Raw genomic sequence first — 16,232 nt, 5'->3', positions numbered from 1 at the left:
TCAAGCGAACAGACGCGTCGAACGTCAGCGCAGCCTACGGGTAGCGATACGCGGCGCGTGAGCGCAAATCGGCAATTTGTCGCCGCGACATGCGCCGGGCCGGCGCCCACTCCGACCGGTTGCCGGGACGATCGCGCAAACAGGACGACGAGCGGATCGCCGAGGCCCGCGCCTGACCCGCAGGTGCGGCGTTGCGCTGCCGCGCGCCCGACCCCGTTCCGGCGCGCGGTAGCGCAGCCCGCCTACCGCCGCGTCAATGCGCATTCGCCGCGAACGTGTCGCACGTGCTCAGCTCGCCCGACTCCAGCCCGCGCCGCAGCCAGTAAGCGCGCTGCTCGCTCGTGCCGTGCGTGAAGGTCTCCGGCACCACGTAGCCCTGCCCTTGCTGCTGCAGGCGATCGTCGCCGATCGCGGCGGCCGTCTTCAGGCCCTGCTCGAAATCGCCGGGCTCGATCAGCCGCCGGTTCGCGCGCTGCGCGTTGTTCGCCCACACGCCCGCGAAGCAGTCGGCCTGCAGTTCCATCCGCACCGACAGCTGGTTCGAGCGCGCTTCGCTCGAGCGCCGGCGCGCGGCGTCGACCTTGCCGGAAATGCCGAGCAGGTTCTGCACGTGATGGCCGACCTCGTGCGCGATCACGTAGGCCTGTGCGAAATCGCCGCCCGCGCCGAAGCGCCGGCGCAGTTCGTCGTAGAAACCGAGATCGATGTAGACCTTGCGGTCGGCCGGACAGTAGAACGGCCCCATCGCGGTCTGCCCCGTGCCGCAGGCCGTCGGCGTCGCGTTCGTGAACATCACGAGCGTCGGCGGCCGGTATTGCTCGTGCAGTTGCGTCGCGAAGATGGTCGTCCAGGTCCGCTCGATGTTGCCGAGCACCTTGCGCGTAAACACCGCGCCGGTGTCAGACGCCGGCGGGCCCTGGCGCTGCGCGGGCGCGGGCGCGGGCGCGGGCGCGGGCTGCGCGTGATGCTGCGCGCCCTGCAGCGCCGACGCGCCTTCGAGAATCACGCGCGGGTCGATCCCGAAGAAATACGATGCGGCGAATGCGACGACGATCGTGCCGATGCCGATCGTCGCGCCCCGCCCGCCGCCGAAACCGCCGCCGCCACCGCGGCGATCCTCGACATTCTGGCTTTCGGTTTCGTCGTCCAGCCTCATCGCCGGCTCCTCCCTTTATGGTCGTCATGCCGGCCGGGCAAACGCCGGCCGGGCGAAAAATCCTGTAACAGGCCGTGCCGTACCTGCCGTACCTGCCGTACCTGCCGTGCCCCGTGCCCCGTGCCCCGTGTCGCGGCCGCGCCGGATACGTCGGCAGGCGGCGCCGGACAGCGCGGGCGCTATTTTGCCGACCTTCGACGACTTATCGCAAAAATATCGAGCATAGAGCGATCCGGCGCGCGACATCGTCAGCCTTTGCAAAATGGCCGCCCGCTCGCACCTGCATCGCGTGGCGGCTCGCCCTCGTTCAACCTTTCGGCTGATAGCCGCCTTCCCGTGCGCCGCCCACAGTGACCGGAATCGAATTTTTCCGGAGAACGAGATGACCGAAGCACATCCCCGCACGATCGTGATCACCGGCGCGGGCACCGGGATCGGTGCCGCCTGCGCGCGCCGCTTCGCCGGCCAGGGCGACCGCGTCGCGCTGATCGGGCGGCGGCAGGCGCCGCTCGACGCGCTGGCCGCCGAAACGGGCGGCGTCGCGCTGGCCGGCGACGCGGCGAGCACGGCCGACTGGATCCGCTTCGTGCCGCTGATCGCCGAACGCTTCGGCCGCATCGATGCACTCGTCGCGTGCGCGGGCGGGCACGGCGTCGGCCGCGCGGACGAAACCGACGACGCACAGTGGCGCGGCGCGCTGCACGCGAACCTCGACACCGCGTTCGTCAGCGCGCGCGCGTGCCTGCCGGACCTGATCGCGCAGCGCGGCAGCATCGTGCTGGTCGCGTCGATCGCGGCGCTCGCGGCCGGGCCCGGCGTGTGCGGCTACACGGTCGGCAAGCATGCGCTGCTCGGGCTCACGCGGTCGCTCGCGCGCGACTTCGGGCCGCACGGCGTGCGCGCGAACGCGGTGTGCCCGGGATGGGTGCGCACGCCGATGGCCGACGCGGAAATGGCGCCGTTAATGGCGCGGCACGGCGAATCGCTCGACGCAGCTTACGCGCGCGTCAGCGCCGACGTGCCGCTGCGGCGCGCGGCCGAGCCCGACGAAATCGCGGCAGTATGCGCGTTCCTCGTGTCACCGGATGCGTCGTTCGTCACGGGCGCGACGCTCGTCGCCGATGGCGGCGCGATGGCCGTCGACGTGCCGACGCTGGCATTCGCCGGCCTGTGATGGCGTGACGAACAACGCCGGCCTCCGTCACGCCTTGAACGTGATCCAGGGCTTGAGCCGCACCGCGCTGCGTATCAGGCCAACCTGCGCCTGCGCGTCGATCACCGGGCCGATCGGCATGCCGAACGTCATCAGCGCGTGACGGTCACGCCGCGCCGTTCACCCCAAACACCCGAGCCCCGTCAGCGTCGCCTCGACGGCCGCGTCGAGCGGCGTGTGCGGTTCACGCCCGAGCACCGCGGTCAGCCGAGCGTTGTCGAGGCGGACCGGTTCGCGCCACAGGTAGCGCATCTCGAGCAGCTCGCGCAGCGTCAGCACGAACGGCGACGCCGCGTGCACGAGCCACCACGGGAAACGCCGCAATGCCGGACGCACGCCGTGCCGTTGCGCGACGCGGCAGATTGCCTGTGCCATTTCCGTGCCGTCCGCGTCCCAGTGCCCGGCCAGGTGAAAGCGCGCGAACGGCGCCAGCGTCTCCCGCCGCGCGATCAGCTCCACCATCGCGTGGCCGACGTCCGGCAGGTATGCCCATTGATGACCGACGCCGCGCCGCCCCGGCAGGCTCACGGTCCTGAGCGGCTGCCCGGGTTTCACCAGCCCCTGCGAGAACCAGTTGTTGCCGGCCCGCGGCCCGAAGAAATCGCCGGCGCGCACGACGATCGTGCGCACGCCCTGCGCGGTCGCGGCCTGCAGCCGGCGCTCGAGTTCGACCCGGATCGCGCCCTTGCGGGTGGACGGATGCTGGGGGGCGTCTTCCCGCAAGACCGGAAACGCATCGGCGCCGTAGTTGTAGACCGTGCCCGGCAGCACGACGGTCGCGCCCGCCGCCGCGGCCGCCGCGATCGTGTTGTCGATCATCGGCAGCACCAGCTCGGACCAGCGGCGATATCCGGGCGGATTGACCGCATGGACGATCACGCTGCAGCCGCGCGCCGCCTGCATCACCGCGTCGCGATCGAGCGCGTCGCCGCGCATCCACGCGATGCCGTCGCGCGGCTCCATTGCCGTTTCGAGCCCGCGCCGCAACGCCCGCACCTGCCAGCCCGCGTCGCGCAGTTGTCGCGCGACCTCGCCGCCAATCCCGCCCGTCGCGCCCAGCACCAGCGCCTGCCGGTCCGCCATCCGCGCGCCGGATACCCGCGGGCCGGTGGGCCGCATCTCCGCATCGTGAACGTTCGTCGTCATCGCCGCGCTCCTTCCATTGATTTCATCGACAACGCATTCTGGATCGCATCCGGGTAGCAAGGAATTGGCGAACATGATCGATCTGCTATACATTTTCGTATGGCCTCCGATCTCAACTGGGAACTGTATCGAACCTTCCTCGCGGTGCTGACCGAAGGGTCGTTGTCGGGTGCCGCGCGCGCGCTCGGCATCACTCAGCCGACGGCGGGCCGCCACGTCGCCGCACTCGAAGCCGCGTTCGGTCAGACCCTGTTCACGCGCTCGCCGTCTGGCTTGCTGCCGACCGAGGCCGCGCTCGCGTTGCGCGGCCATGCCGAAGCACTGCGCAGCGCCGCTGCCGCGTTCGAGCGCGCGGCGGCCAGCCACGGCGCGGGCACCAGCGGCGTGGTGCGCATTTCGGCGAGCGACGTGATCGGCGTCGAGGTGCTGCCGCCCGTGCTGACGCAGCTGCGGCGCGACCATCCCGGGCTGGTCGTCGAACTGGCGACGACCGATCGCATCCAGGACGTGCTGAAGCGCGAAGCCGACATCGCGGTCCGCATGGCGCCGCCGGCACAGGACGCGCTCGTCGCGCGGCGCATCGGGAACATCGAAGTGGGGTTGTATGCGCGGGATGACTATCTGGCCGCATACGGCACGCCGGCCACGCTGGCCGAACTGGCGCGGCACGCGCTGATCGGCTTCGACGACGTGACGCCGTTCCTGCGCGCGGCGGGCCGCGCGCTGCCGGCGTGGAACCGGGATGCGTTCGCGCTGCGTTCCGACAGCAACCTCGCGCAGCTCGCAATGATCCGCGCCGGCTACGGCATCGGCTTCTGCCAGTGCGGGCTCACGGCACGCGATGCGCGGCTCGTGCGCGTGCTGCCGGAACAGGTCGCGCTGCCGCTCGAGACGTGGGTCGTGATGCACGAAGACCTGCGCACGAGCCCGCGCTGCCGCGCGACGTTCGATGCGCTGGTGCGCGGGTTGCTCGCGTATGTCGGCGGAGTGCCGGAGTGACGGCGGGGTTCGTGACGCCCCGCATCACACGGGCAACTGCGCGGCAACTACGCGGCAACTACGCGGCAACTGTGAGGCAACTGCGTCGCCAGCACTTCGCGTGCTTAGTCCCGGTTCGCCTGCAACACCGTCAACGCGGCCATGTTCACGATCCGCCGCACCGTCGAGCTCGACGTCAGGACGTTGACCGGCGCATTCACGCCCAGCAGGAACGGCCCGACTGCGACATTGCTGCCCGCGCCCGTCTTCAGCAGGTTGTACGCGATATTCCCCGCGTCGACGTTCGGACACACGAGCAGGTTCGCCGCGCCCTTCAGCCGCGACGTCGGCAGGATGCGCAACCGCAGCGCTTCGTCCAGCGCGCAATCGCCATGCATCTCGCCGTCGATCTCGAGATCCGGCGCCTGCTCGCTGACACGCGCGAGCACTTCGCGCATCTTCGCGCCCGACGCCGAACTGCCGGAGCCGAAATTCGAGCGCGACAGCAACGCAACCTTCGGCGTCAGGTTCAGCCACGCCATCTGCTCGGCCGCCGCGACCGTGAACTCGGCGATCTGCTCGGCGGTCGGGTTGTCATTGACGTGCGTATCGACGAGCGCGAGCGTGCGCTGGTCGAGCAGCAGGATGTTCATCGCCGCATAGACGTGCGCGCCGCGCCGCTTGCCGATCGCCTCGTCGACGAAACGCAGGTGGTCGTGGAACGCGCCGACGGTGCCGCACACCATGCCGTCCGCGTCGCCGAGCCGCACCATCATCGCGCCGATCAGCGTCAGCCTGCGCCGCATCTCGACGCGCGCCATCTCCTTCGTGATGCCGTCGCGGCAACGCAGTTCCCAGTAGGTCGTCCAGTACTGGTGAAAGCGCTCGTCGTATTCCGGATTGGTGACTTCGACGTCCTCGCCGAGCCGCAGCCGCAGCCCGAACTTCTCGATGCGTGCGAGCAGCACTTCCGGGCGGCCGACCAGGATCGGACGCGCGAGCTTCTCGTCGACGATCACCTGCACCGCGCGCAGCACCCGCTCCTCCTCGCCTTCGGCGAACACGATGCGCGCCTTGCCGCCGTCGCGCACGAACTGCTTCGCCGCCGCAAACAGCGGTTTCATGAACGCGCCCGAGTGGTAGACGAACTGCTGAAGCTGATCCGCATACGCAGCGAAATCGTCGATCGGGCGCGTGGCAACGCCGTCCTCCATCGCCGCCTTGGCGACGGCCGGCGCGATCCGCACGATCAGGCGGGAATCGAACGGCTTCGGAATCAGGTATTTCGGGCCGAACGCCAGGTCGTACGCGCCATAGGCGGCGGCGACCGAGTCGTTCGGCTCCTCCTTCGCGAGCCCCGCGATCGCATGGACAGCCGCGATCTCCATCCGGCGCGTGATCGAGGTGGCGCCGACATCGAGTGCACCGCGGAAGATGTACGGGAAGCACAGCACGTTGTTGACCTGGTTCGGATAGTCCGAGCGGCCCGTGGCGATCACAGCGTCGTCGCGCACCGCGCAGGCTTCTTCCGGAAAGATCTCGGGCGTCGGGTTGGCCAGCGCGAGAATCAGCGGACGCGGCCCCATCTTCGCGAGCAGCGGCGCGCTCAGCACGCCGCCGGCGGACAGCCCGAGGAACACGTCGGCGCCCTCGATCACGTCGGCGAGCGTGCGCGCGGACGTATCCTGCGCAAAGCGGGCCTTGTCCGGATCCATCGCGACGGTGCGCCCGGCGTAGACGACGCCCTCGATGTCGGTCGCCCAGACGTTCTCCGGCGGCAGCCCGAGATCGACCATCAGGTCCAGGCACGCGAGCGCGGCTGCGCCGGCGCCGGACGTCACCACCTTCACCTGCTTAATGTCCTTGCCCACCACGGCCAGCCCGTTGATGAACGCCGCGCACACGGTAATCGCGGTGCCGTGCTGGTCGTCATGGAACACCGGGATCTTCATCCGGTCGCGCAGCTTGCGTTCGACCGTGAAGCACTCGGGCGCCTTGATGTCCTCGAGGTTGATCCCGCCGAAGGTCATCTCGAGGCTCGCGATGATATCCACCAGCTTGTCGGGATCGGTCTCCGTGATCTCGATGTCGAACACGTCGATACCCGCGAACTTCTTGAACAGCACGGCCTTGCCTTCCATCACCGGCTTCGACGCGAGCGGCCCGATGTTGCCGAGGCCCAGCACCGCGGTGCCGTTCGTGATCACCCCGACCAGGTTGCCGCGGCTCGTATAGCGGAACGCCTGGGCCGGATCGGCGGCGATTTCCTCGCAGGTCGCCGCCACGCCCGGCGTATAGGCGAGCGCGAGATCGCGCTGCGTCACGAGCGGCTTGCTCGCCGTCACGGAGATTTTGCCCGGCGTCGGAAATTCGTGATATTCCAGGGCGGCCTGGCGTTCGGTCTTGTTCATGTGTCGTCTCGTCTCGCATCCACGCGCCGGGCCCGTCCCGGCGACCATCGAAGCAAGCCATTCTAGGCAGCCGTCTCGGGCGCGCCATTTTGAATTAGTATGCGTCCATCATGTTTTCGTGATGTTTCCAGGATGCGCGAGTCGTGCGATTCGATATAGAGGAAGTGACCCGGCGCCTGAGTGCCCGTTTGAAAATGCGACACCTCGTGCTGCTGCTGCAGATCCGGCAGCACGGCTCGCTGACGCGCGCGGCCGAGCATCTCGCGAGCAGCCAGCCGGCGGTCACCAATGCACTGGCCGAGCTGGAAAGCATGTTCGGCGGGCCGCTGTTCGACCGTTCGCCGCGCGGCATGGTGCCGACCGCGCTCGGCAACGTCGTGCTCGAGCGCGCGCAGGCGATGCTGCACGACCTCGACCATCTCACCCGTGACATCGAGGCCGTCGTCGCCGGCCATGCGACGCGGCTGCATATCGGCGTCATTCCGTTCATTTCGGGCCGCACGCTGGCGGCGGCGATCCGGCGCACGCAATCGCAAGTGCCGCAGCGGCTCACGATGACGATTCACGAAGGCACCAGCGATACGCTGATCGCGCAGTTGAGCGACCACACCCTCGACATCGTGATCGGTCGCGCGTCGTCGACCGTCGATCTCGAACGGCTGCGCTTCGAAGTGCTGCATCGGCAAACGCCGCGCCTGATCGCGAGCCGGCGGCTCGCCGCGCGGCTTGCGCGCAGCCGCCTCAACTGGCAGAAGCTCGCGGAGCTCGACTGGATTCTCGGTCCGCCGCACACGCCGATCCGCGAGCAGATCGCGGATCTGTTCCTGCACGCCGGCGTCGCGCCGCCCGTGCCAATCGTCGAAAGCTACTCGTCGCGCCTGATCGGCGAAATGATCGTGGCCAACGATCAGGCCGTGTCGATCGTCCCCGCCGACATCGCGGAAGAGCTCGTTCACATCGCCGGCGTCGCGATCGTGCCGTACACGCTCGACTGGACCCTGCCGCCCATCGCGGCATTCACGCGCGCGGGCGGCGCGCGCGACATCGATACCGTCTTCGCGCAGATCCTCCGCACGCTATATCAGGAAGCGGGCGACGGCCGGCCCGGCTGACGCCCGGCAACGCACGGTGACGGCAGCCTGCGTGAAACGCCGGCTCCGACGCCGGCTCCGGCTCACACCACCAACTGCCTCGCCAGCACCTCGCGCGCCTGGGTAACCGCCTCCCGTTCGCCAGGCAACGGCGGTGTCAGCGAGAACACGGCATCCGGCAACGCCGGCAGCCGATACTTCGGGCCGAGCCGCATCAGCCCTTCGCCAATCGCCGACGCGCAAAGACAGCCGACGCCAAGCCCCGCCGCGAGCATCGACTGCAGGCCCGCGACGCCCGACGCGCTGTGCACGAGCACGTACTGCATGTGCCGTTCGTCGAGCGAGCGGATCGCGATCTGATGCATCATGCAGTCGTCCGGCAACAGCACGAGCGGCAGCGGAACGGGCAACTGCTCGGCCAGCGCCGGCGCCGTGACCCACGACAGCGGCTCGCGCCGCAATACCCAGCGCGTATCGGCGGACGCCGGCCTGAACGGCCCGCTCGACAGGTTCATCACCACGCCGATGTCGATCTGCCCCTTCGCATGCGCCTGCTCGATGTCCACGCTCTTCATCGTGCTGACGTGCAGGCTGAGTTGCGGATAGCACTCGCGCAGCCGCGCCAGCATGCCCGCGACTTCATGCGTCCGGTAATAGTCGGTGATCGCGACCCGCAATTCGCCCTTGAGCGCCTGCCCGCGCACTTCGTCGAACGCGGCCTCGTTGAGCGCCACGATCCGCCGCGCATGGTGCAGCAGCCGCGTGCCCGCCGGTGTCGGCTCGACGCCGCGCTTGCTGCGCACGAACAGCCGCACGCCCGCGCGCGTCTCGAGCTTGCGCACCTGCTCGCTGACCGTCGACTGCGACAAATGCAGAAGCGGCGCCGCCGCCGTCAGGCTGCCCGCGTCCGCCACCGCCGCGAAGGTCCGCAACTGATCCAGATCGAAACCGCGCATGCCGCCACCCATCCATCGAATAACCCGATGGATGCTACCACTATTTCCCGCTTTTCCGAACCATAGCCCGTGCGCCAGAATGGCTGCTCGATACGCCGGCTTCGGGTGGCCTTGCCGTCCAGCCAGTCGCCCCCTGCAATCCGGCCCCATTCCGAAGGCACGCTCCATGACGGACCACACGCTCGCCCGCTGCACCCCGATCACCCAGACACCCGCGCGCAGCCATCACGGCTGGGCGCTCGCGGTGCTGCTGGTCGGCGCGATCCTGCCCCCGCTCGACTACTTCATCGTGAATCTCGCGTTGCCGGCGATCCGCGACGGCCTCGGGGCGCACGCCACCCAGCTGCAGCTCGTGGTATCGGCCTACGCGTGCGCGAACGCGGTCGCCCAGATCACCGGCGGCCGCCTCGGCGACCTGTACGGCCGCAAGCGGATCTTCATGATCGGCATGGCCGGCTTCGTGCTGGCCTCGGTGCTGTGCGGCCTCGCCGGCAGCGGCACGGTGCTCGTCGCCGGACGTGTGCTGCAGGGCCTGTTTGCCGCGATCCTCGCGCCACAGGTGCTCGCGACGATCCGCAGCGTGTTCACCCCGCACGAACAGGTGCGGGTGATGGGGTTCTACGGTTTCGTGTTCGGTCTCGCAGCCGTGATCGGCCAGCTTGGCGGCGGCGCGCTGATCGGCCTGCACCCGTTCGGGCTCGGCTGGCGCGCGATTTTTCTCGTCAATCTGCCGATCGGCGTGCTTGCGTTGCTCGGCAGCTGGCGCTTCATTCCGGAGAGCCGGCCGCCGCGCGGCCAGCGCATCGACGTGCCCGGCACGATCCTGCTGTCGCTGTTCCTGCTGATGCTCGTCTATCCGCTCACGCGCGGACGCGAGGAAGGCTGGCCGTTGTGGATGGTGGCCTGCCTCGCCGGCGCGCTGCCGATGCTCGGCCTGCTGCTGAAAGTGGAAGGACGCCGGCTCGCCGATGGCAACGACCCGCTGCTGGATGTGCGACTGTTCCGCAATCCGGTTGTCGCACTCGGGCTCGCGCTCGCGTTCCTGTTCTACACGATGAGCGCATTCTTCCTGACTTACGGCATCTATCTGCAGGGTTGCCTGCACTGGTCGCCGCTCGTGTCGGGGGTCGCGATCCTGCCGTTCGGGCTCGGCTTCCTGTCGAGCCCGCTGCTGATGCCGCGCCTTGTCAACCGCTTCGGCAGCTTCCGCGTGCTCACGCTCGGCTTCACGATGCTGGCGATCGGTCTCGCCGCGGCAGCCGCGCTCGCCGGCGCGAATGCACCCGGGCCCGGCTTCTATCTGGGGCTCGCGGCGATGGGCATCGGCCAGGGGCTCGTGTTGCCGTCCGTCGTGCGGATCGTGCTCGCCGAAGTGGCGCCCGAGCGCGCGGGTGTCGCGTCGGGGATGGTGACGGCGACGCTGCAGATCGGCGCGGCGGTCGGCGCAGCCACGCTGGGCGGCGTGTTCTTCTCGCGGCTCGGCGCGCATCCCGGCGCGCTCGATTACGTGCACGCGTTCCGCACGTCGATGTTCGTGCTGGTGGCGGTGCTGGCGGCCGGCGTGCTGCTGTCGGCGATGCTCGGGCCGCTGCATCGGCAGCTGCATGCGGGCACATGAGGTTCGCGATCGTGCACTGCGCATGCGCCACGCGTGCGCCGTTCACCGGCGCGGCTTGCGCTTCGCTTGACGCGCTTCCCACGCGGCAAGCTCGGCCCGGTAGCGATCCATCGCGTCTTCGTACAGGTCGAACACGCACGGAGAGCAGCCGCTGTTGCAGCAGTCTTCCAGTTCAGGTTGCTGAGGCGGAATCGGGCGGGGATCGTCGGCGGGCGAATCGTCGGAAGATCTGTTCGGCACGGCGTGATCCGTTGACTTGGAGCGAACAGTATAGGTCGATCCCGGGTGAGCGGTCCGGGCCGCCTCTGCGCGGCGACGGATGGTCCGTCGTCGTCCGGGCAGATAGATGGCCATAGATATCCGCAGCTCCACCCATAAGGAAGATGATGCCCGCCGGCATCATTTCCCGACCGCAATGCTGATCGTCAGGATATCAAACGAGTAATGGTTCCCCAAGCAGACCGGAAAGACGCTTTGCAATCAGCGAATGAGCCTCGTTCATGATCCGGGTGACGAGTTCTTCGACGCTCGGAATATCCCGGATCAAGCCGGCTACCATGCCACAACTCCATGCACCAGCATCCATCTGCCCGTCCAACATGACTTTGGGGTAAACGCCGGCTACCTGATTCAGAATGTCGGAGATCTGGAGATCGGATCCTCGCTTCTTCTCGATTTCAAGAATCTCGTCGACCCCTTGATTCCGCAGCACTCGCTCCGTATTGCGCAAGGGCCGCATCACGAGGCGGGTATCCAGTTCGGTGGCGTCGACAATGGCCCGCTTCACATTCTCGTGCACCGGGGCCTCCTTCGTAGCGACAAAGCGCGTTCCCATGCTGATGCCGTCCGCACCCAAGGCAAGCGCGGCTACCAAACCCCGACCATCGGCTACGCCACCCGAGGCCACGAAGGGGATGCGAAGTTCTTCAGCCGCACGCGGAAGCAAAATCATGTTCGGAATGTCATCCTCGCCGGGATGGCCACCGCACTCGAAACCGTCCACGCTCACCGCATCGCAACCGATCTTCTCGGCCTTCAACGCATGGCGCACCGACGTGCACTTGTGGATGACCTTGATGCCGGCCGCCTTGAGGGCCGGGATGTGCTCCTCAGGGCTACGGCCGGCGGTCTCGACGATCTTCACGCCACCCTCGGCGATCGCAGCGATGTATTCGCGGTACGGTGGCTCGGAAAAAGTGGGAAGGAACGTCAGATTCACGCCAAAGGGCTGATCCGTCATGTCGCGACAGCGCGCAATTTCCTTGGCCAGAAGTTCGGGAGTTTTCAGTGTCAACGCAGTGATGATGCCGAGGCCACCGGCATTGGAGACAGCCGACGCCATTTCGGCGAGCCCGACATAGTGCATGCCCCCCTGGATAATCGGATGGCGGATGCCAAAGAGTTTAGTAATGCGCGTTTCCATAGAAATGGTTCTCAGGTGAAAGGAATGTGAGAGCGGAGGTTGCGTTACCAGCGTTCCATGTAGGGCCTCAGATCCAGCTCGAACGTCCAGGCGTCGCGCGGCTGCTGGTGCAAGTGCCAATAGTTCTCGGCAATGTGCTCGGGATTGAGAATGCCGCCTTCATCCTTGAGCGCATAGCGTTCCGGAAAATTCGTGCGAATGAATTCCGTATCAATGGCGCCATCGACTACAACGTGCGCGACGTGAATGTTTCGGGGACCGAGTTCACGCGCCATGCTTTGGGCCAGCGCTCGCAAAGCATGCTTGGCGCCCGCAAAGGCAGCGAAGTTCGCCGACCCACGAATACCGGCGGTCGCACCGGTGAAAAGGATGGTGCCCCGGCCACGTTCCACCATGCGCTTGGCCACCTCGCGGGCGTTGAGAAAACCAGCGAAACAAGCCATCTCCCAGATCTTGAAGTACTTGCGTGCCGTCTCTTCCAGGATGCTGCAGGGCACATTCGCCCCGATGTTGAACACGAGCACCTCGATGGGACCCTGCTCTTTCTCGACGCGGTCAATCAGCGCAACAACGTCCTCTTCTTTGCGCGCATCGCTGCCGAAACCATGGGCTTGGCCGCCGGCTGCACGGATGGCTTCCACGACAGGCTCCAGTTTGTCGGCCGAGCGACGCGTCAGGCAGGCGATGTACCCTTCTTTCGCGAAACGGGCAGCAATGGCGCTGCCGGTAGAGTCTCCCGCCCCGACGACGAGCGCCACTCGCGGATGGGTTTCAGACGATGACATCACGTTCTCCTTTGATAAATACGGATTTCGAATTTTCGCGATCAAATTGACCGGCAAAGGGTTAAAGCAAATCGGGATTCACTGCGCAAACTGCCTCAGGGTCGGTTGCAAGCACTGCAGCCAAACCTCGAATTTCGGGAAGAAGTCTTTCGAAGTAGAACCTTGCCGTGACGATCTTGGCTGTATAGATCGATTCGTTCGAAGCGATTTTCCGTTCGGCCGCAACGCTTGCGCTACGTGCCCACATCCACGCAATGCAAACATGGCCCATCAGCCTCAGGAACGCCGATGCGCCGGCACCTGCCGCATCCAGATCGATTGCCGATCGAGCGATGAGGTGCTTCGTTGAAGTCCGGACGACTGATACCGCGTCTTCCAGCGCAGCGAGCAATGCATCGATCTCCGCACGGCCGCACCGGGACTGAGCGAATGCCTCGATCTCTTTCAGAAACATCTCCAAACGTCGGCCTCCGTCTGCGATCACCTTTCGGCCGAGAAGGTCCATGGCCTGAACACCGTTTGATCCTTCGTACAACGGGATGATTCTTGCGTCGCGCAGGTGTTGCTCCACACCATTTTCCTGGATGTACCCATGGCCACCGAAGACCTGCATCGCCATGCTGCAGCATTCCACCGCGAGCTCGCTCGTGAATGCCTTGACAACAGGCGTGACGAGGGCAAGCAGTTCCCCGGCCTGGGCGCGTGCCTCTGTATCGGGATGCTCCTTTAGAAGGTCAGATAGATGAGCAGCGCAAAGCGCGAAAGCCCGAGTCCCCTCCACATACGCTTTCTGTGTGAGCAGCATGCGCTTCCTTGAATCCCTCAGGGGTTCGTACAACACCGGGCTCCACCATCGTGCAACCCTGGCGATCGCCCGTCCCGTTCAGTGGCGCAATGACATCCGACGCGAATTCTCCTGCAGCGTCCAGTATCTGGTCGGTCGTGTCGCGCTCGAATCCCTCGATGCGTGGGAGCACCGCGTGAACATCGAGCAATTCATGAAGCACGAACTGGATATCCCTCAGGGGAGCAGAGTATGTAGTCATATTAGAAAGGGGGTGTGGAGCGGTTCCGCGATGCATGCCCATAAAATCAAGCTGGGAGCCTGGCGGCTCTGTACGCCTGCACCAATTGCTTCACTTCGACACGCGCAGTTCTCGTCGTAGAATCTTCCCGACAGTCGATTTCGGCAGCGCATCGACGAACGTGACGTACTTCGGCACTTTGTACGCTGCAAGATTCGCACGGCAGTGCTGCTCGATGTCCTGTGGTCGCAGATCCGGCTTTTTGGGTACCAAGTAGAGGTGCGGCACTTCACCTGATTTTTCGTCGGGCTCGCCAACGCATGCGCATTCAAGTACGCCTTCGTGCAAGGCAACCACGGCCTCGATCTCATTTGGATAGACGTTGAAGCCTGATACCAGGATCATGTCTTTCTTACGGTCAACGATTCGCATGTTGCCCGTGGCATCCGCGACCACAATGTCGCCGGTGCGGAAGAAGCCGTCGTCCGTCATGACCTTGCGGGTTTCTTCCTCACGCTTCCAATAACCAGAGAACAGCTGCGGCCCCTTGATCAGCAACTCACCGGGCGTTCCATCGGGCACCACTTGACCTTCGTCATTGATCACTCGCACATCGGTGGAAGGCAGGGGGATGCCGATGTCGCCGCTGTGCCCGACCGGATTGAACGTCGCCGCAGGCGAAGTCTCAGTCAGACCATAGGCCTCGGTAATCGGGGGGGCACCCGCAACGCTCCAGCACTCTGCTACCGCTCGTTGCACAGAGGCGCCCGCACCGACGACCAGCCTTGTCCGGTCGAATTCGACCGATTGCAACGCCGAATCCTGGACCAGTGAATTGAACAGCGTATTGACGCCGATGAATACACCAAACGGCGCACGCTTCATCTCTGCGATCACTGTGCTGGTGTCACGCGGGTTCGCCACGAGGCGCATGACACCACCTAAGCGCAACATGAGCAGGAGCATATGAAGCGGATAGATGTGGTAGAGCGGCAGCGGCGCAACCACGGAGAGTTCGGCTGCATCCACCGCCAGCGTGAACCAACTCATCGACTGCAATATTCCGGCACTCATCGCCCGATGCGTCAGAATTGCTCCCTTGGACAGCCCGGTGGTTCCCCCGGTGTATTGCAACAACGCCGGATCTTCCGGATAAACCGAAACAGCATCAGCTACCTCAAGAACTTCTTGCGCAAGCACCTCGGCCAAGGGCACTGTGGCTTGCATGGCACTGTGACCGATGACCGGTGCAGTCTCTATGGCGCGCAGCAGACCAGATGCCGGCAGCGTCAAGGACAGCGCAACCCCGGCCGCCTCTATCAATGGCCTGTGCTTGATGTACAAGCTGTCGACCAGCACGATCGCTCGGACGCTGGCATCTCGTAGTTGATGATCGAGTTCGCGGGCCGTGTACAGAGGATTGACAGGGACGGCAATCAGACCACTGCGCAGCGCCGCCGCCAACACGACAGGAAATGCCACGCAGTTGCCCAACAGCAATGCGACGCGATCCCCTTTGCGCAGGCCAGCACGCTGCAAATGCGTAGCAAGCGACCGAGAGTATTGATCCAACTGCGCATAGCTCAGCCTCTCGTCGCCGATAAGCACTGCAGGCTGCTCCCGAAACGCCGAGAAAGATCGCTCCAACAGTCGCGCGAGCGTCTCATCTGCCGCGAGATCGATCGTCACGGGCATGCCCGGAGGATATTTGACATGCCAATGTCGAGCTTCCATGGTTGTCTCCAAGTACTGTAGTTCTGTTCGAATGCGCTTCCGGAGTGCCGCTCTCTGCCAAATGGACTGCATGGTCGGGATCGAAGGCTAGCGAGCCAACTCATCCCGAATCATGTCCAGGCGGTCTTGTCCAAAGAACATTTCTTCACCAACGAAGGTCGTCGGCGCGCCGAAGACGCCCTGCCCGACAGCCTCATCGGTCACCGCCTTCAGGGCCGCCTTGACCTCCTGGTCGGCAGCCAATGCCTGCATATCCTGCGGATCGAAGCCGGCGTCGGCCAAGGTCTTGGCGGTGAGCTCCGGTTCGTTGAGGTTTAGCGAGTCGACCCAAATGGCCTTGAACACGGCCCTGAGCACTTCCTGCAGCCGCTCAGGTTCGCGCAACTGCACCCCCGTCACAACCCGCATCAGAAACAGCGTGATGATCGGGAAGTGAGGATTACTTTTGAATGGCACTCCGTATTTGCGCGCGTAGCGCTGATAGTCATGATTGGTATAGCGCCCTTTCACATGGATGGCTGCAGGAGACGCATTGCCTGTAGCCTGGAACACCCCACCCAGAAGCATCGGCTTGTAAATCAAACGGGCATCCGCCTTCGCGCAGATCTCTGGCAATTGAGTCCAGGCCAGATATGAGGCCGGACTACCAACATCGAAGAAGAAGCGCACGTCCTTGCTCATAACCACCCCTTTGGT

Annotated in this window: 15 protein-coding genes; 4 read left to right on the top strand and 11 right to left on the bottom strand. The window is 65.6% G+C overall.

Translation table 11 applies throughout. The features are described 5' to 3' along the window. Window positions 1–253: 253 nt before the first annotated feature. Complete coding sequence (locus DID96_RS25260; protein WP_124601980.1) at window positions 254–1,156, bottom strand: neutral zinc metallopeptidase; 903 nt, start codon at window positions 1,154–1,156, stop codon at window positions 254–256. A gap of 382 nt (window positions 1,157–1,538) precedes the next feature. On the opposite strand from DID96_RS25260, the gene DID96_RS25255 reads away from it, so the two are divergent. Continuing rightward, window positions 1,539–2,330, top strand: coding sequence for an SDR family NAD(P)-dependent oxidoreductase (locus DID96_RS25255; RefSeq protein WP_124601979.1), 792 nt, complete (start codon window positions 1,539–1,541; stop codon window positions 2,328–2,330). A 159-nt stretch (window positions 2,331–2,489) separates the two neighbouring features. Here DID96_RS25255 and DID96_RS25250 read toward each other — a convergent pair whose 3' ends face one another. After that, on the bottom strand, window positions 2,490–3,452 hold the full coding sequence (locus DID96_RS25250; RefSeq protein ID WP_124602028.1) for an NAD-dependent epimerase/dehydratase family protein: 963 nt from the start codon (window positions 3,450–3,452) through the stop codon (window positions 2,490–2,492). 162 nt (window positions 3,453–3,614) lie between these two features. Here DID96_RS25250 and DID96_RS25245 point away from each other — a divergent pair, with 162 nt between their 5' ends. Beyond that, on the top strand, window positions 3,615–4,514 hold the full coding sequence (locus DID96_RS25245) for a LysR family transcriptional regulator (RefSeq protein ID WP_124601978.1): 900 nt from the start codon (window positions 3,615–3,617) through the stop codon (window positions 4,512–4,514). Window positions 4,515–4,618: 104 nt separating this feature from the next. Here the strand turns inward: DID96_RS25245 and DID96_RS25240 are convergent, their stop codons facing one another. Then, on the bottom strand, window positions 4,619–6,904 hold the full coding sequence (locus DID96_RS25240) for an NADP-dependent malic enzyme (protein ID WP_124601977.1): 2,286 nt from the start codon (window positions 6,902–6,904) through the stop codon (window positions 4,619–4,621). A gap of 143 nt (window positions 6,905–7,047) precedes the next feature. On the opposite strand from DID96_RS25240, the gene DID96_RS25235 reads away from it, so the two are divergent. After that, window positions 7,048–8,016 (top strand): LysR family transcriptional regulator, encoded by a 969-nt coding sequence (locus tag DID96_RS25235; protein WP_124601976.1) that lies wholly within the window; start codon window positions 7,048–7,050, stop codon window positions 8,014–8,016. Between the two features lie 62 nt (window positions 8,017–8,078). On the opposite strand, the gene DID96_RS25230 is transcribed toward DID96_RS25235, so the two are convergent. Further along, on the bottom strand, window positions 8,079–8,951 hold the full coding sequence (locus DID96_RS25230) for a LysR family transcriptional regulator (RefSeq protein WP_124601975.1): 873 nt from the start codon (window positions 8,949–8,951) through the stop codon (window positions 8,079–8,081). 166 nt (window positions 8,952–9,117) lie between these two features. On the opposite strand from DID96_RS25230, the gene DID96_RS25225 reads away from it, so the two are divergent. Further along, the gene (locus DID96_RS25225; protein ID WP_124601974.1) at window positions 9,118–10,569 is read left to right on the top strand and encodes an MFS transporter; all 1,452 of its coding nucleotides are present in this window, start codon (window positions 9,118–9,120) and stop codon (window positions 10,567–10,569) included. Window positions 10,570–10,611: 42 nt separating this feature from the next. On the opposite strand, the gene DID96_RS39050 is transcribed toward DID96_RS25225, so the two are convergent. The 7 genes from DID96_RS39050 to DID96_RS25190 form a co-directional block, all read right to left on the bottom strand. Next, window positions 10,612–10,809: an oxidoreductase-like domain-containing protein gene (locus tag DID96_RS39050; protein ID WP_260464007.1), complete on the bottom strand. Its 198-nt coding sequence runs from the start codon at window positions 10,807–10,809 to the stop codon at window positions 10,612–10,614. Between the two features lie 193 nt (window positions 10,810–11,002). Further along, complete coding sequence (locus DID96_RS25215; RefSeq protein ID WP_124601972.1) at window positions 11,003–11,992, bottom strand: nitronate monooxygenase family protein; 990 nt, start codon at window positions 11,990–11,992, stop codon at window positions 11,003–11,005. Between the two features lie 44 nt (window positions 11,993–12,036). Next, window positions 12,037–12,777 carry an SDR family oxidoreductase gene (locus tag DID96_RS25210; protein ID WP_124601971.1) on the bottom strand — a complete coding sequence of 247 codons (741 nt, stop codon included), beginning with the start codon at window positions 12,775–12,777 and terminating at the stop codon, window positions 12,037–12,039. Window positions 12,778–12,838: 61 nt separating this feature from the next. After that, the gene (locus DID96_RS25205; RefSeq protein ID WP_124601970.1) at window positions 12,839–13,582 is read right to left on the bottom strand and encodes an acyl-CoA dehydrogenase C-terminal domain-containing protein; all 744 of its coding nucleotides are present in this window, start codon (window positions 13,580–13,582) and stop codon (window positions 12,839–12,841) included. Then, entirely contained in the window at window positions 13,512–13,823 is a 312-nt protein-coding gene (locus DID96_RS39590) for an acyl-CoA dehydrogenase N-terminal domain-containing protein (protein WP_409333813.1), read from the bottom strand. The genes DID96_RS25205 and DID96_RS39590 overlap by 71 nt, the downstream gene beginning before the upstream one ends. A gap of 90 nt (window positions 13,824–13,913) precedes the next feature. Beyond that, window positions 13,914–15,536: an AMP-binding protein gene (locus DID96_RS25195; protein WP_124601968.1), complete on the bottom strand. Its 1,623-nt coding sequence runs from the start codon at window positions 15,534–15,536 to the stop codon at window positions 13,914–13,916. Between the two features lie 87 nt (window positions 15,537–15,623). Beyond that, entirely contained in the window at window positions 15,624–16,217 is a 594-nt protein-coding gene (locus DID96_RS25190) for a 2-hydroxychromene-2-carboxylate isomerase (protein WP_124601967.1), read from the bottom strand. Window positions 16,218–16,232: the final 15 nt, after the last annotated feature.

Source organism: Burkholderia sp. Bp8963 (assembly GCF_003854275.1).
Classification (GTDB): Bacteria; Pseudomonadota; Gammaproteobacteria; order Burkholderiales; family Burkholderiaceae; genus Burkholderia.
Note: the sequence above shows the minus strand (reverse complement) of the source record. Positions and strands in the feature narration are given on the sequence as shown.

Excerpts from the sequence above, each read along its gene's own strand:
- DID96_RS25195 (WP_124601968.1), bottom strand. The coding sequence starts at position 15,536 with ATGGAAGCTCGACATTGGCATGTCAAATATCCTCCGGGCATGCCCGTG.
- DID96_RS25240 (WP_124601977.1), bottom strand. The coding sequence starts at position 6,904 with ATGAACAAGACCGAACGCCAGGCCGCCCTGGAATATCACGAATTTCCG.
- DID96_RS25245 (WP_124601978.1), top strand. The coding sequence starts at position 3,615 with ATGGCCTCCGATCTCAACTGGGAACTGTATCGAACCTTCCTCGCGGTG.
- DID96_RS25210 (WP_124601971.1), bottom strand. The coding sequence starts at position 12,777 with ATGTCATCGTCTGAAACCCATCCGCGAGTGGCGCTCGTCGTCGGGGCG.
- DID96_RS25250 (WP_124602028.1), bottom strand. The coding sequence starts at position 3,452 with ATGGCGGACCGGCAGGCGCTGGTGCTGGGCGCGACGGGCGGGATTGGC.
- DID96_RS25260 (WP_124601980.1), bottom strand. The coding sequence starts at position 1,156 with ATGAGGCTGGACGACGAAACCGAAAGCCAGAATGTCGAGGATCGCCGC.
- DID96_RS39590 (WP_409333813.1), bottom strand. The coding sequence starts at position 13,823 with ATGACTACATACTCTGCTCCCCTGAGGGATATCCAGTTCGTGCTTCAT.
- DID96_RS25190 (WP_124601967.1), bottom strand. The coding sequence starts at position 16,217 with ATGAGCAAGGACGTGCGCTTCTTCTTCGATGTTGGTAGTCCGGCCTCA.
- DID96_RS25225 (WP_124601974.1), top strand. The coding sequence starts at position 9,118 with ATGACGGACCACACGCTCGCCCGCTGCACCCCGATCACCCAGACACCC.
- DID96_RS25215 (WP_124601972.1), bottom strand. The coding sequence starts at position 11,992 with ATGGAAACGCGCATTACTAAACTCTTTGGCATCCGCCATCCGATTATC.
- DID96_RS25230 (WP_124601975.1), bottom strand. The coding sequence starts at position 8,951 with ATGCGCGGTTTCGATCTGGATCAGTTGCGGACCTTCGCGGCGGTGGCG.
- DID96_RS25255 (WP_124601979.1), top strand. The coding sequence starts at position 1,539 with ATGACCGAAGCACATCCCCGCACGATCGTGATCACCGGCGCGGGCACC.
- DID96_RS25205 (WP_124601970.1), bottom strand. The coding sequence starts at position 13,582 with ATGCTGCTCACACAGAAAGCGTATGTGGAGGGGACTCGGGCTTTCGCG.